Consider the following 14092-nt stretch of genomic DNA (forward strand, 5'->3'; position numbering starts at 1 on the left):
ATGCGGTCGGCTAGATGCGGTCGGCTAGATGCGATCGACCAGAAACGCAGCCACTTCGGCCAGGCGGTTAGCGAAGCCCCACTCGTTGTCGTACCAGGTGGCTACCGACAGCAGATTACCTTCTTTGGCGGTCAGGGGTAAATCAACGATTGAGGAGTGAGGATCGGCCACAATCCGCGACGAGGCCCATTCGCCATCCAGTACGTCGAGAACCCCCTTCAGTGGTCCCTCGGTAGCGGCCTGGCGAAACGCGTCGTTGACGTTCTGCACTGTACAGTCTTTTTCGGTAATGAGATTCAGCTCGGCAATGCTGCCTGTTCGGGTCGGAACGCGGTAGGCTTTGCCCGTAATTTTCAGATCGGACCAGATAAACTGCAACGCCCGGGCGGCTCCTGACGAAGAAGGAATGATATTCTCGGCTGCGGCCCAGGAGTCACGCCGGTCTTTCATCGGCTGATCGGTCAGCGACTGGGTGTTCGTGTACGAGTGTACCGTCGAAAACAGACCGTACTGAATGCCGAAACTCTCCCGGATTACCTTCACCACCGCAGCCAGGGCGTTGGTTGTACAACTGCCCATGCTGATGAGGTGATGGCGGGCCGGGTCGAATGTATCCAGATTAATTCCCTTGAGCAGGACGGCATCGCAGTCGGCCAGGGTCTTGCTGGGGGCGCTGATGAGTACGTAGCGGGCGCCCCGATCCAGGTGAACCTGGGCCCCGGCGCGGGTAGTAGCCCGACCCGTACAGTCAACGACCAGATCGACGCCCAGCGCGCCCCAGTTCGGTACTTCCTGCATTGAGTTGATGTAGGGCAGGCTGCGATCGCCGATCTGTAGCGTACCGGCCCGTCCGGTAACGGCTTCGGGCCAGCGCCCATAGTTGGTATCGACCGCAAACAGAGCTGCCAGCGTTGCTTCGTCGCGGATATCGGCCACGGCAACCGGCGTAAACAGGTCATGTTGCAGAGCTATACGCAGAAACTGTCGGCCAATGCGGCCAAATCCGTATAAGGCTATCGTGGCCATACGCAGTCAGGATTGGTGATTGATGAGTAAAGAGGCTGGGAAAAACAGGTCGACCAACCCTCAGGTGGTGGTCAGTACAGGCAGGGTCTTCTCGATGTGCACTCGTGAGGCTTCATATTGTTTCGGGAGCCGGAGCGACGAGCCGAGGGCCGACAGGGGTTCGTCGACAGTGAAGCCGGGATTGTCGGTGGCTATCTCGAACAGCACCCCGCCGGGCTCGCGGAAATAGAGCGAGAAAAAGTAGTCGCGGTCTATTTTGGGGGTGATCGACAGGCCCTGGCTCAAAATTTTATCGCGGAGCGCCATCTGAATAGCCTCGTTGGCCACCCGAAACGCAACGTGGTGATTAGTGCCGGCGGCATTGCGGCCTATGGGGCCTTTAGGTTCTTCGAGCAGATCGACAATCGACGCTGTGTCGATGGCGTCGGTACCGAATCGATAGCGATTGCCATCCTGCGCCTGTAGCTCATAGCCGAACAGGTCGGTCAGTATGCGTGCTGTGGCATCTACCGTTTGTAGTGTCAGGGTTATGCTGTGAAACCCCCGGGTTGCCATAGCCTGCTGAACGGCTTCGGTTTCCCAGGCGGGCCGACTGTCGGGATGCTCGATCAGGCTGATCGCCAGCCCGTCGGGGTCTTTGAAGGGTAGGTAGCGTGCTCCGAACCGTTCGGCCCGTTCGCCCGTAACGACGCCTGTTTCGCGGAACCGTTCGGCCCAGCTGTCGAGGCTCCCGACGGGTACCGAATAGCCGATTTCGGTGGCCATACCGACGCCGTTTTTACCCGGCCCGATGCCCTCCCACGGAAAGAACGTCAGGATGGTACCCGGTGTGCCTTCTTCGTTGCCGTAGTAAAAATGGTAGGTACCGGGATCGTCGAAGTTGACCGTTTTCTTGACCAGCCGCAGGCCCAGCACGCGGGTATAAAAGTCGTAGTTGCGTTGGGCGCTGTTGGCGATGGCCGTAATATGATGAAGACCTAAAATGCGATTATCCATACCTGTTCCGAGTAATGTCGATCGATGGTTGCCAATCGGGCAAACGGAAGTGCCTGACCCAAATGGATGAGACAAAGCTACCGGCGGGGCAGCCTGCGGAACTGGTACGAATTGACGGTTATCCGGTAAAAAAAGCGGTTTATCCCAAAGCAGACCCTGTTTTGCCGGGCCGAGGGTGCAGGTAAGGTTGCTGGTCAGACAGCCGCGTTGTTGCCACTATTCAGCCGTGGTATCTAAGGTTTCATAGGCTTACGAAACCGTTTCGACCATCTGGTTCGTCGCTTGTCCAGTCTGGGTAGACAGGTGGTGCTCCGTACTCTATTCGTTACCAATTTCGATGCCCAGTAGATGACCCGGCCTGTCCTGACCCGCAGGGATGAAAAGCAGATCGTGATAATTGACTGATGAGCCAGTTATGCCCGGCCATAGCCCAGTCGGAACTGATGCTAGTGCGTAGCCGGCAGCGTTTGTTTCGACTGGACAATAGTGGTCGAAACAGCCGACTGCCGTAGACGGGTTGCCCGTTTCAGCGGTTCTGGGGCGTCTTTGAAGTGCTCATACCGACCCAGCAGTTTTCCCAGCCGGTACGTAATGGGCATCAGAACATGCCTGACAAGCCAGGGAACCTCCAGCATGGCGTATTCGTCGGCATATCGGGTCAGCAGATAAGCCGCGTCGAAGGCTTCCGGGCGAGGGCTACCTGATTTCTTCTGAGCGGCAAAAAGGGCCGATAAAAAAAAGACAATCGAGTTGGCAGGCTTGAGCCAGGCACTACAGTGCAGTGGGTCGGTACCCGCGTTCCAGAATCGATGCGGTACACCGCGTTTGAACACGACAGTCTCACCTGCCTGCGCATACTGCTCTTTGTGGCCGGCCAGCTGGTAGCCTATGATTCCGCTAAGGACCGTAAAGCCTTCATCCTGTAGCCAGTGTACATGCATAGGTGGGCCAGAGCCCGGGGCTACGAAGTTCTCCCCAACCACGCGGTCGCCATCGGGTTCGGGAATGACCTGGTGAAAAATCAGCGTTTCGCCAGTACTGTTTTCAACGGAATGCGGGTAAGTAAATGACATGGTAGTAGTTAGTTCCGGGTTGTGTCAGTGCTGGCAAAAGTCCGTCGCGGTCCGGTTGCTGGCAACCGATGGTCGGCTGAAACGGAAAAAGAAGCGCTTAAAGTGAGGTTATTCTATATGGATACAAGATGATGTGTACAAAAACAGTGCCGGGTCTGAAACGGGGTAAGTTAAAGAGTCGTGAAGTACAGCCGCATACGGTTATACGGCTCCTCCAGCGGCATACCGACGGGGTCATGAGTGACATACAGACCGGTAAGGCTGGTAGCGTTGGCACAGAGGTGTTACCTTGCAACCAGAAAACATACAGCTACCAGGTACTGCGCAGGTAAAACAACCGGTATCCGGGGCTGTCGTCACCGATTCGCTATGCTTGTTCGCCTTGTCCGCATGACCTTTCGGGAAGATGCCCTGCTTGATTTTCAGGCTATCTTCGATCGGTCGAAACACCACATCCGGGCTTTTCCCGGCAACCGCCACCTCGAGCTCCTGCATGACCCTGACCATCCCGCGGTGCGTATGACCTACAGCCTCTGGGACTCTGCCGACGCCCTGGAGGCCTATCGGCAGAGCGCGCTGTTCCGCACGACCTGGGCTGCTACCAAAGTCCTCTTCGCCGAAAAAGCGCTGGCCTTTTCGGGCGAGAAGCTGGAAGTACTGCCCTGACGTACTGGGGTTAAGTAAAAATACTCACCCGCTGTACTTTTGAGAATAACCAGCAGTTTACCAGCAGTTTATTCGTATGGCGGGTCACTCTTATTCAAGAACCATTGCTTTTCTGGCGGTTGGCCTGTTGCTCCTGGTCAGGTCGGGACTGGCGCAGACAACCAGCCTGTCGGGGCGCGTAACCGATGCGGCTACCGGCAAGCCCCTGCCGTTTGCCAGTGTGTACCTGAACGCAACAACGCGCGGCACCACTACCGACGAGCAGGGGCGGTTCGACCTGCCGAATGTGCCCCTCGGTACCATTGAGGTCGTATCGTCGTTTCTGGGTTATCAAACGGCGCGGCAAACGTTGCGGCTCGATCAGGCCAGACCAGCTACCCTCGCCTTCGCGCTCACGCCCGACAGCCGGGTACTGGCCGACGTGACGGTGCGGGCCAACCGCAAGAACCGGACCTGGGAGCGGCAGTTTCGCCAGTTTAGGCGGCAGCTCCTGGGCGATCCGTTCGGCAGCCAGTGCCAGATTACCAACAGCTTCGTGCTGTCGTTTACGGAAGAAAAAGGACACCTGATCGCTACCGCTACCGCTCCGCTCATCATCGAGAATCAGGCCCTGGGCTACCGACTCTACTACGATCTTCAGCGCTTCGACGGAAGTCTGGTCAAGGTGTATTATGCCGGAGCAAGCCGCTTCGAGCCGTTGACCCCCGCCGACGACCGACAGGCCGAGCGTTACCACCGGAACCGGATGCAGGCTTATCTGGGGTCGCTGCGGCATCTGATGGCCAGCCTCATCAGCGGTACGCACGAACAGAACGACTTTCAGGTCTACTACGAAGACATTACCAAACCCATGGGCCCCATCAATGGGCAGCCGCTGCTGTACGAGGCCATACACAAATACAAACGGCTAACGCCCGTTACGGTGGCTACGCTGATTCAGCCCGGCAGGCTGCCGTTTGAACGGCGGCTCGAAACGGCCCGCCCGCTGGTCGTTTTCTATACGCGGGCTACCTCTACCTTTTCACCCTATCGCGATGCCCGCTACGCCTACTCGCAGCTGACCCTGCCCCAGGGATGGAGCCAGCTGGCGACCGATGGGCTGATCACCGTTCCCAACGGGCTGGAAGCCTCCGGATCGCTCGCCGACGATCGGTTGTCGACCCAGATGCCCGCCGACTGGAAACTAACCGGGCTGCCGGGCCAAACCCAGCCAGGCGATGAAGCGAGCCAGACTTTCATAACACAGGGGAAGCTGCTGCCACCTGATCAGCGACTGGAGCGGATTGCCGCCGATTTTACGAGTCATTATGGGCAGCTGGGCCCGACGGCCTATGCCCACATCGACAAGCCGTTTTACCTGACCGGTGACCGCCTTTGGTTCAGCGTCTACCTGCTCGACACGCCCACCCATCGGCGCCCGGCCGGCGAAACAGCCGCCCAGGCCGATTTGCTGACCCCTTCCGGACAACTCGTGCAGCACCAGTGGCTCCACGTAGCCGAGGGGCGGGGCGTGGGTAACTTCCGGCTGTCGGATACGCTGGGGTCGGGCCTGTACCGGCTGCGCGTTTATACTGACGAAGACGATAGGCAGTTTCGGCCCGCCTTCGAGCGTTCGGTCGCTATTTACAATGCGCTCGACCGCTCGGCCAGACCCGCCCGGGAAACCGCCATGGCAAAACAGGTTGTGGCCGAGCCCGCCAGAACCAATGGGCTGAGTCTGTCGGTCGATCTCAGCACCGATACCAGCCGACTCGCCATTACCATGGATGGGGGCGCGCAACAGCGGCCAGATTCGGTGTATCTCCTCATTCAGCAACGGGGACAGCTGGTCGATCAGCAGAAAGTGCTGCTACAGGCCGGTCGTGCGCAGCTGAGCATACCCGTTCTCCGGTTGCCGCCGGGGCTGGTTCAGCTGCGGCTGTATAACGATGTGGCCCGCCTGCAGGCCGAACGGCTGGTCGTTGTGCCGGATCGGTTGCCGCCCGTAGCCGTGACCATGACGACACCCAAAGCCCGCTACCAGCCCCGCGAGTCGGTTTCGCTCACCATTTCACTCAACGACGGTGGCCGGCCAGCCGTAGCCGCTTTATCCGTGTCGATCACCGACGCTGACCAGGTTCCGCCCGATACCGCTGCCGACGACCTGCCCACGCATCTGTTTCTTACCGGTGAGCTGAGCGAACCCATCCGGCTATCCAACGACTATCTGAAAACGAACCGGCCCGACCTGCACCAGCGGCTCAGCCAGCAGCTGGCGCGGCAACAATGGCGACGCATGGGGGGCATCCACGACGCCGGCTGGCTGGGTGGGGTGTCGATAATGGGACAGGTGCTGAATGCGGCCGGGTTGCCGATACCCGATGCGCAGCTGGTCGTGGCATCGACTAGTGCGGCCCAGTATTTTGTCAACTCGGTTGGAGCCGATCAGCAGGGGCGTTTCCGGCTGGCGGGGCTGGCCGTTAAAGATACTCTGCCGCTACTGGTGCAGTTTACCGACCGGCAGTTTAAAAGTCTGCCCGTTACCGATACCCGGCTGGTGCTACAGCGCCCCGGCATGATCTGGCCGCGAACCAGCGCCGATACGCTCGTCGACTGGGAACGGCTGTCGGCGGTGCTGGCTGCGGCCCGGCTCCGGCAGGAGGCCGATCCGGGGCAGTATCGGCAGAAAGCAGCCCGTCAGCTGGCCGAGGTGAACGTAAGCGCGCGGAAGCAGGCCGACCCCCGCGATGCGGTTCGGGGCATGAGCCTCCACGGAAAAGCCGACGCTACCGTTACGTTTTCGGGCAATACCACCCAGTTTTCGAACCTGTACGAGATGATGCGCGGCCAGGTGTCGGGGGTGTCGGTCATGCAGCTGGCATCCAGCGAGTCGTCCAATGGGTATGCCGTTACGATACGGGGTATCAACAGCCTGCAGAGCAGTACGGAACCGCTCTATCTGATGGACGGTATGCCCATTACCGGCGACCCATCCACAGCGCTGTTTGGCTTCAGTCCGAACGATATTGAACGGATTGAAGTACTGAAAAACGCGGGGTCGGTAGGGATGTACGGGGTTCGGGGCGGCAACGGGGTCATTGCGTTCTATTCCAAACGAAGCGCTTCGGAACCCAGCGGACCGGGTCGGCAAAAGACCGCGCAATCGCTCCAGCTGATCGGTTACCCGTCTGTGCCGCCGGCGTTTACCGTGCCGCGTTACGAGGCTGGTGTCGCACCCGCCGAAGGGAGCCCCGTTGACCGGCGGGATGTGCTCTACTGGAAACCCATTGCCCAGACCGACAGCAACGGGCAAACGCGCCTGCTGTTCCCGCTCTCGGATGTGGTTCGGACAGTTCGGGTAACGGTTCAGGGCATAACCCAGGACGGCCGGCCGGTAGCGGCCACGCAACTTATTCAGGTGCAGTAAGGTTAATTCGGGCTGGTTTCGGTTGCTGGGGTGGGCCGGGTTTGCCACGCCAGCCAGGCCACCAGCGCCAGGCAGATGGCGAACCAGCCGAACGGGAGCCGCAAATCGAGCAGCGACAACGCCCCGAAAACCACCGTCGTGCCAAAACTGGCCAGCCCCTGCAACGCCTGGTTGATCCCGAACACTTCGCCCCGGTCTTCGTCGGTCGTGCGCTGCGCCATCAGCCCTTCAATCAGGCCCTGAATGAGCGAAAGCGTCAGGCAGTCGATTGTGACGAGGATGTAGAGCCACAGGACCGAATCGCCGATAAAGCCGTAGCCAGCCAGGACCGGCGCGCCCAGCACGGCAAACCAGATAATGCCCCGGCGCTGGTTGATGCGGTCGGCGAAATAGGTGTAGAACACGTAGTTGATCCCCACGCTCAGGGCACCGAAATACATGAAGAAGTAAGAAATTCCCTTGGCATCGAGCTGGAGCGCCCCAAAGCTGGCAAAGGTTACGAAATAGAAGTAGTAGCCCGTACTCATGGTGAGCGCCAGCTGCATCAGCACCAGCCGCTTGAGGCCGGGGTACTTCCGGTCTTTCGCCGACAGCCGTGACCAGATGCGCCACACGTTGAGCGAGTTGATCAGTTCCGTTTTCAGAGCCTCGGTCGAAACCCCCGACGGGTTGGCGTGGGTTTCGCGCAGGGTATAGCTGAGCAGCATATTTACCGCCGACAGAACGACCGCCATGATGACCACCACCCGCGCCTGATCACCTTCAACCACGTCGAAGCTCGTCAGCAGCAGGCCCGACGCGGCCGGCCCGATTACGAACCCCAGCGACAGAATAGCTCCTTCGATGCCCAGATTCCGGAATAGCTCCTCTTTGGGCGAAATGTCGGTAATGGCCGAACGCACCGTAGCGTACATGCCGTTGGTCAGGCCGTCGCTGAACCGGTTGGCCAGTTGCGAGCCCAGGGTGATGGGAATTAGCAGACAGTCGGCCAGAAACGTACCCACGGCCGACACGATGAAGATCGGTCGGCGTCCGTAGCCGTCGGATAGTTTGCCCAGCAGCGGGGCCGAAAAGAGCTGCACGCCCAGAAAGAGCGCCGTACCGAGCGCCAGCCAGAGCTGCGGCTGCGGGCGTCCTTTCACAAACTCGGGCAGCACCGGCCCGATAGCCGACCCTACCACCACGTCGATGAAAATAATCGCGTAAATATGAATGAGTCGGCGGTCGCGCACGGGAGGTGGGGTAGACATGCTGCAAAGTTACCCTACCATTCGTTCATAGACCTCGTCAAATTCGCAATGGCGGCTCTGTTTGTAGTGCTCAGCGTGGTATCGGTCGAGTTTGTCCAGGATTTGAACCAGAATGGCCTTTTCGCCTTCGGTCAGCGAACTGTAGGCCACATCGGCCACTTTGTTCATGACGGGGAAGCATTCCTGAATCAGCGCTATCCCCTTCGGCGTGATGCGCAGCCGCTTGGACCGCCGATCCTGCTCATCGGGAAACTCTTCAATCAGTTCCATACGAATCAGCCGGTTGATGACGTCGATGCCCGAGGCAAATTCGGCCATCATCTCATAAATCACTTCGCTTTTCTTAGGCGTGCCCATCTGGATAACCACGAGCAGGTATATAGGGTCGTCGAGGCCTTTGATGGCCAGATCCTGCATAGCCTTTTTCGAGTAGAAATAAGCATACTTGGCCAGTCGTCCGACCAGCGCGCCCAGCCGTGCTTCGGGCCGGACAGGAACCATCGTCCAGTCTATATCGCCCGTCAGGCTGTTGGCCCAGTGCTGGTTAACCTCTCCGTTTTCGTTTATAACCGGCTCCGCGGCAGCCATGGACGGTTTGCTGGCCTGCTCGGTCAGGTAATGCAGGCAGAAGCCCGCCAGATCAGCATTCGGGGTGTTGGCGCTATAGGCCGCCCATTGGTTTACCAGCTCAACCAGATTCTGTTCTCCTCTATCCATTTTACTGTGCTTTCGTACAGATCAACGCGTTTTTTGGGGCAATTCATTACGAAACTAAAATTTTTTTTACGCAAGTCGTAACAATAGTTATGCTTTCGTAGTAATATTGCCGATGATATTGAGAAGAAGCTACGGAATAATAGTAAAATGATCGTTTTAGTAGACCCTATCATGCACTAACCCATATGATTGCAGAACTGAAAGGAGCTGGCAAAGAGTACAAAACCGGCGATCAGACTATTGTGGCGTTGCAGCCAGCCTCGCTCCGGCTCAACGAGGGCGAACTGCTGCTGATCATTGGGCCCTCCGGCTCGGGGAAAACGACGCTGTTGTCGCTGCTGGGTTGTGTCATATACCCCAGTTACGGCGATCTGTGGGTCGACGGGAAACATGTAAATCAGCTGAGTCAGAAGGCGCTGGCTATGTTGCGGCTCAACACCATTGGCTTCGTATTCCAGAATTTCAACCTGCTGGCCCCACTCACGGCCGAAGAGAACGTGATGATGCCGCTGCAGCTTCAGGGGGTGAACCGGGCCGAAGCCCGCGACCGTACCGAACAGGCGCTCCGAACAGTAGGCATGCTTGATCGCCGGCTCAACCTACCCCGCCAACTGTCGGGTGGGCAGCAGCAGCGTATTGCCATTGCCCGCGCGCTGGTAACCAACCCCAAGCTGGTCCTGTGTGATGAACCGACGGCCTCGCTCGACAAGGACTCGATTGGCGTTGTCATGCGCGAACTGCGGACGCTGGCCGACGGGGGTAAATCCGTAGCCGTCGTTACCCACGACCCGCGGCTGAAGCCCTACGCACACCGCATTGTGGAAGTAGACAATGGAATAGTTACCGAAACCGATATAAACACCGCCGTATGATAACGTTTGAGACCCGAATCCATACCGTACCCGGCCCCATGCAGGTGGTCGAGATTCCGGCCGACGTGGCCGAAGCCTGGCTGCCCGCAAACGGCAAACGCTGTCTGTACAAACTGTTCGACGGTGAGTCGTATCACGGCGGCTTCATGCACAATGGTCTTGGCGGCTATCAGCTGATCATCGGCAGGCAAGCCCGCAATGCGGCAGGCGTTTCGGCAGGAAGTGCGGTTACGATAACCTTGTCTCCCGATACCAGCCGGTATGGATGCGAGATGCCCGACGAACTGGCCGAAGTGCTGGCCACCGATTCCAAAGCGAACGACATCTTTCACGCACTGACGCCCGGCCGTCAGCGAAGTCTCATCTACCTGGTAACGGCGGTCAAATCGACAGACAAACGCATCGACCGATCGCTGAAAATTGCCGAAGCGTTGCACATAGGCCTTACCGATCCACGAAAAATTGTACCATCCAATCCATGAAAGCCCCCTACATACTACTTACTCTTTTGTTGCTGAATGCGTGTTCGGACAACAAGCAAAAGACAGCTGAACAGCAGGCCGATTCGGTCCGAACGGTACAGGCGCCGAAACGCATTGGCGAGGTGATGGGCGTAGCGGTTATCGAACCGGCCGCCCGCATCAGCCAGCTCTCGGCCGAAACGGGGGGCGTTGTCCAGCAGATTAACGTAACCATTGGCGAGCAGCTCCGGAAAGGGCAGGTGATCCTGACGATGGATAACGCCCTGGAGTCGGCCCAGCTGCGGCAGGCTGCGGTTAAGATCAATACCCAGCAGGACGCTGTCGAAACCGCCCGCCAGCAGGTGCAGACGCTGCGGGTTCAGCTTCAGAAAGCCGAAGCCGACCTGGTCCGTAGCGACAAGCTTTTTGCCGGTAACGCGCTGACCCGAAAAGAACTCGACGACGCCCGCTATGCGGTTCAAAACCTCCAGCAGCAGATTAGGGCCTCGGAAGCGCAGGTGAAGCAGGCCCAGGGCCGGATCGGCGAACTCCGCGCCGATATCCGTTATGCGTCAACCGTAGCGGGCCTGAAAACCGTGAAGGCGCCGGTCGACGGAACGCTGCTGAGCCTCGACGCCAAGGTGGGGCAGTTTCTGGCTACGAACCAGTCGATCGGTGATTTTGCGCCCGCCGGTCCGCTGGTAGCTCTGACCGAAATCGACGAATTGTTCGCGCTTCGGGTCAAGGTGGGGCAGAAAGCCTATATACGGCCCCAGGGTAGCAACGAGCGGCTTTCAACGGGAACGGTGGTGCTGGCGTCGCCTTACCTCCGTAAAAAATCGCTCTTTTCCGACAACGCATCGAACCTCGAAGACCGGCGCGTCCGCGAAGTGCGGGTACAGCTCGACAATCCGGCCAATGTAATTATCGGCGCGCGGGTCGAATGCATTATCCAGGTTGGTAACGGGCAGTAGGCCGTGCGGTTGCTTCTCCATCCTTATCTCTTTCTCATCATGTTTCGAACGGCATACAGATTCCTCAAATACGACAAGGCCAAGTCGATTGGAACCGTGGTTGGTATTACGCTGTCGGTGTTTCTGGTCGGTCAGCAGTCGGGGGTGTTCCTGTTCCTGACCAACTCGATCATCAACGTCGTGAACAGCAATAAGCAGTACATCTGGCTAGTGGACGAAAGTACCAGCGACGCCAACAAGACGGTACCGCTCGATGTTCGGATCGGTCGGCAGGTGGCCAGCATCGCCGGGGTCAGGCGGGTGCATGAAGTGGTGATCTCAGCGGGGTCCGTCAAGCGGCTCAACGGTAAAACCGCCGGACTATCGCTCATTGGCGTACAGGCCCCGACCTACGTGGGGCTATGGAACCTCGAACCGGGCGTGTCGCCCGCCCTGCTGCTCACCGATGGCGCGCTGTTTATGGATGTCTTTTCGGAGAACCTCGGCGACGTGAAAACCGGAGAAACATTCGAGTTTAACGGCAAGCGAGTCTATAAAGCGGGGCAGACCCGGGGTACTCAGGGTCTGGGGATCGATTACGCCTTTACCACGATTGAGCGGGCCCGGAGCCTGACCGGCTTCTCACCCAACAAGGTAAGTTTTTTCCTGGTCGAGGCCCAGCCTGACGCCGATCCGGCGGCTGTGGTCAGGCGCATCAACGGGTCGATAGCGGGTGTACGGGCCTGGACGGGCGACGCTTTTGCCGACAGTACCTTTACGCAGGCCGTGGTATCGGGAGGCTTTGCGGCTACGTTTGGTTTCCTGATCGTGTTCGCCATCATTGCGGGCTTCGTCATCATCGGTCTAACCCTATACTCGGCTGCGAACGAACGGATTCAGGACTATGGCACCCTCAAGGCCATCGGCGCGGCTAACGGCTACATAACCCGGCTTATTCTGCTCCAGGCGATGCTTATGGCCGTTATTGGCTACGCCATCGGGCGAATTTTTGTCGAAGGTTTCCGGCTGCTGCTTATGTCCATCGGCTCCAACTTCTCGTTCTCGGTCTGGCTCGAGGTTGGCTTCATCAGCATCACGCTCTTCATCGCCCTGGGCGGTAGCCTGTTCGCCATTCGACGTATCACCTCGCTGGAGCCTGCATCTGTATTCAGACGATAAGTTTCATTGAGTGACTGAATGATGCGTGTCCATGCACTCGATTATTCAATTGCTCTTCCTCACGAATGCTCATGAAATCTATGTTTATACTGATTGGGCTACTGGTACTCAATCACTCATTCGCTCAATCGCCCGCGAAGATTACGCTGCCCCAGGCGCTTCAACAGGCGCAGGTTAACCGGCTGGAGCTGGCAAACGAGCAGCTCCAGATCCAGCTTACGGAAAGTGACGAAGCCCGCCGACGGGCCCGCTGGCAGCCGCAGGTCAGCGCCAGCGGTGATTTTCGGTGGAACACGCAGATTCAGCAGAGTGTGATCAAGAATGCGCCGTTTGCCAATGGACAGGACCTGATCCTTCGTTTCGGAACCCGTGTCAATAACGTACTGAATATACAGGCCGAACAGAAAGTCTATGACGCTACGAGCCGTATCGATCGGCAAATCAATCAGTTGAACGGAGAGGGTCAGCAGGCCCTGCTCGAAAAAGTGCGGGTCGACGTACGCCAGCAGGTAACGGAAGCCTATTATCAGGCCGTATTCGATCGCGAAAAAATCCGGCTGTCGGAGCGGGCGCGGCTGCGGGCCCAGGGGTATCTCGACCAGGCTCGTACGCGGTTCGGGAGCGGCACCCTGCTCCAGACCGACCTCGACCGCTTTGCGCTCGACCTAAGCAATGCCGAACAGGCCTACCGCAACGACCAGCGCGACTACGCTCTGAGTCTGGAGACCCTTCGCTACCGGATCAACAGCAGCCAGGCCGTTGAGCCCGCCGATTCGCTGACGGCGCTGTTTACCTCGTTTCAGGCCCAGGAACCAGCTGGTGGAAACCGGGTGGAGCTAAAGCAGGAGGAGGCAAACCGGCAGGTAAACGAACTCAACCAGCGCCGGGAGCAGGCCCGGCTGGCACCGGTCGTGACGGCCTACGGTGCATACTTCGCGCAACAATTGGCCGATGCGTTTCAGCCCTTTGCGGCCGGTACATGGTTTCCGTATAACTTCGTAGGCGTTCGGGTTAGTGTTCCTGTTTTCGACGGTCGGCAAACGCGTATTAACCGACAGGATTACGTGCGCCGGGCGCAAATCAGCCAGAATACGCTGCAACGACTCCGGAATGATTTCGACTACGAGACCCGATCGGCTCAGAACACCCTGGTAAAAGCCCGCGAGAACCTCGACGAGAGTCGCAAAAATATCGTTCAGGCGCAGCAGATTGTAGCCATCGACCGGGTGCGTTTCGACGCGGGCACGCTGCTGCTGGCCGATTTCCGCAACAGCGAATACGCCCTGCAAACCGCCGAAAATAACTACCTCCGTGCCGTATACGACGTCCTGCGCGGCCAGCTACAGCTACGAAAAGCAACGGGAACCCTGTAGAGACGCGATCCCTCGCGTCTCCTGCGCGTCAGCAATTACACGTCTCTTACAAGACAGTACTATCAATAACCTTTACCAATTTGCTAAAGCAGACTGTTGCTGACGCCCAGAGACGCAAAG

At 58.4% G+C, this 14092-nt stretch carries 12 protein-coding genes; 7 read left to right on the forward strand and 5 right to left on the reverse strand.

Annotated elements, in window-relative coordinates; translation table 11 throughout:
• Nucleotides 1-24 precede the first annotated feature (24 nt).
• From FBR45_RS03250 to FBR45_RS03260, 3 genes are all read right to left on the reverse strand, one after another.
• Nucleotides 25-1026, reverse strand: coding sequence for a type I glyceraldehyde-3-phosphate dehydrogenase (locus tag FBR45_RS03250; RefSeq protein ID WP_138499276.1), 1002 nt, complete (start codon nucleotides 1024-1026; stop codon nucleotides 25-27).
• Between the two features lie 60 nt (nucleotides 1027-1086).
• Entirely contained in the window at nucleotides 1087-2022 is a 936-nt protein-coding gene (locus FBR45_RS03255; RefSeq protein ID WP_138499278.1) for a ring-cleaving dioxygenase, read from the reverse strand.
• Between the two features lie 446 nt (nucleotides 2023-2468).
• Nucleotides 2469-3095 carry a cupin domain-containing protein gene (locus FBR45_RS03260; RefSeq protein WP_138499280.1) on the reverse strand — a complete coding sequence of 209 codons (627 nt, stop codon included), beginning with the start codon at nucleotides 3093-3095 and terminating at the stop codon, nucleotides 2469-2471.
• 369 nt (nucleotides 3096-3464) lie between these two features.
• Here FBR45_RS03260 and FBR45_RS03265 point away from each other — a divergent pair, with 369 nt between their 5' ends.
• Both FBR45_RS03265 and FBR45_RS03270 read left to right on the forward strand, forming a co-directional pair.
• Nucleotides 3465-3761, forward strand: a complete 297-nt coding sequence (locus tag FBR45_RS03265; protein ID WP_138499282.1) for a putative quinol monooxygenase — start codon at nucleotides 3465-3467, stop codon at nucleotides 3759-3761.
• 76 nt (nucleotides 3762-3837) lie between these two features.
• Complete coding sequence (locus tag FBR45_RS03270) at nucleotides 3838-7167, forward strand: carboxypeptidase regulatory-like domain-containing protein (RefSeq protein ID WP_138499284.1); 3330 nt, start codon at nucleotides 3838-3840, stop codon at nucleotides 7165-7167.
• A gap of 2 nt (nucleotides 7168-7169) precedes the next feature.
• On the opposite strand, the gene FBR45_RS03275 is transcribed toward FBR45_RS03270, so the two are convergent.
• Both FBR45_RS03275 and FBR45_RS03280 read right to left on the reverse strand, forming a co-directional pair.
• Nucleotides 7170-8417, reverse strand: coding sequence for an MFS transporter (locus FBR45_RS03275; protein WP_138499286.1), 1248 nt, complete (start codon nucleotides 8415-8417; stop codon nucleotides 7170-7172).
• Between the two features lie 9 nt (nucleotides 8418-8426).
• Nucleotides 8427-9134: a MarR family winged helix-turn-helix transcriptional regulator gene (locus FBR45_RS03280; RefSeq protein WP_138499288.1), complete on the reverse strand. Its 708-nt coding sequence runs from the start codon at nucleotides 9132-9134 to the stop codon at nucleotides 8427-8429.
• A gap of 185 nt (nucleotides 9135-9319) precedes the next feature.
• On the opposite strand from FBR45_RS03280, the gene FBR45_RS03285 reads away from it, so the two are divergent.
• From FBR45_RS03285 to FBR45_RS03305, 5 genes are all read left to right on the forward strand, one after another.
• The gene (locus tag FBR45_RS03285) at nucleotides 9320-10006 is read left to right on the forward strand and encodes an ABC transporter ATP-binding protein (RefSeq protein ID WP_138499290.1); all 687 of its coding nucleotides are present in this window, start codon (nucleotides 9320-9322) and stop codon (nucleotides 10004-10006) included.
• On the forward strand, nucleotides 10003-10488 hold the full coding sequence (locus FBR45_RS03290) for a YdeI/OmpD-associated family protein (RefSeq protein ID WP_138499292.1): 486 nt from the start codon (nucleotides 10003-10005) through the stop codon (nucleotides 10486-10488). The genes FBR45_RS03285 and FBR45_RS03290 overlap by 4 nt, the downstream gene beginning before the upstream one ends.
• Nucleotides 10485-11441: an HlyD family secretion protein gene (locus tag FBR45_RS03295; RefSeq protein WP_138499294.1), complete on the forward strand. Its 957-nt coding sequence runs from the start codon at nucleotides 10485-10487 to the stop codon at nucleotides 11439-11441. The genes FBR45_RS03290 and FBR45_RS03295 overlap by 4 nt, the downstream gene beginning before the upstream one ends.
• Before the next feature lie 39 nt (nucleotides 11442-11480).
• Nucleotides 11481-12599 carry an ABC transporter permease gene (locus FBR45_RS03300; protein WP_138499296.1) on the forward strand — a complete coding sequence of 373 codons (1119 nt, stop codon included), beginning with the start codon at nucleotides 11481-11483 and terminating at the stop codon, nucleotides 12597-12599.
• Nucleotides 12600-12670: 71 nt separating this feature from the next.
• The gene (locus FBR45_RS03305) at nucleotides 12671-13972 is read left to right on the forward strand and encodes a TolC family protein (RefSeq protein WP_246082092.1); all 1302 of its coding nucleotides are present in this window, start codon (nucleotides 12671-12673) and stop codon (nucleotides 13970-13972) included.
• Nucleotides 13973-14092: the final 120 nt, after the last annotated feature.

Source organism: Spirosoma lacussanchae (assembly GCF_005870035.1).
In the GTDB taxonomy this organism is placed as follows: domain Bacteria; phylum Bacteroidota; class Bacteroidia; order Cytophagales; family Spirosomataceae; genus Spirosoma; species Spirosoma lacussanchae.

What these genes read in the sequence shown, in the direction of transcription:
- FBR45_RS03275 (WP_138499286.1), bottom strand. Translation starts at nt 8,417, where the DNA reads ATGTCTACCCCACCTCCCGTGCGCGACCGCCGACTCATTCATATTTAC.
- FBR45_RS03305 (WP_246082092.1), top strand. Translation starts at nt 12,671, where the DNA reads ATGAAATCTATGTTTATACTGATTGGGCTACTGGTACTCAATCACTCA.
- FBR45_RS03300 (WP_138499296.1), top strand. Translation starts at nt 11,481, where the DNA reads ATGTTTCGAACGGCATACAGATTCCTCAAATACGACAAGGCCAAGTCG.
- FBR45_RS03290 (WP_138499292.1), top strand. Translation starts at nt 10,003, where the DNA reads ATGATAACGTTTGAGACCCGAATCCATACCGTACCCGGCCCCATGCAG.
- FBR45_RS03270 (WP_138499284.1), top strand. Translation starts at nt 3,838, where the DNA reads ATGGCGGGTCACTCTTATTCAAGAACCATTGCTTTTCTGGCGGTTGGC.
- FBR45_RS03255 (WP_138499278.1), bottom strand. Translation starts at nt 2,022, where the DNA reads ATGGATAATCGCATTTTAGGTCTTCATCATATTACGGCCATCGCCAAC.
- FBR45_RS03265 (WP_138499282.1), top strand. Translation starts at nt 3,465, where the DNA reads ATGCTTGTTCGCCTTGTCCGCATGACCTTTCGGGAAGATGCCCTGCTT.
- FBR45_RS03260 (WP_138499280.1), bottom strand. Translation starts at nt 3,095, where the DNA reads ATGTCATTTACTTACCCGCATTCCGTTGAAAACAGTACTGGCGAAACG.
- FBR45_RS03250 (WP_138499276.1), bottom strand. Translation starts at nt 1,026, where the DNA reads ATGGCCACGATAGCCTTATACGGATTTGGCCGCATTGGCCGACAGTTT.
- FBR45_RS03295 (WP_138499294.1), top strand. Translation starts at nt 10,485, where the DNA reads ATGAAAGCCCCCTACATACTACTTACTCTTTTGTTGCTGAATGCGTGT.
- FBR45_RS03280 (WP_138499288.1), bottom strand. Translation starts at nt 9,134, where the DNA reads ATGGATAGAGGAGAACAGAATCTGGTTGAGCTGGTAAACCAATGGGCG.
- FBR45_RS03285 (WP_138499290.1), top strand. Translation starts at nt 9,320, where the DNA reads ATGATTGCAGAACTGAAAGGAGCTGGCAAAGAGTACAAAACCGGCGAT.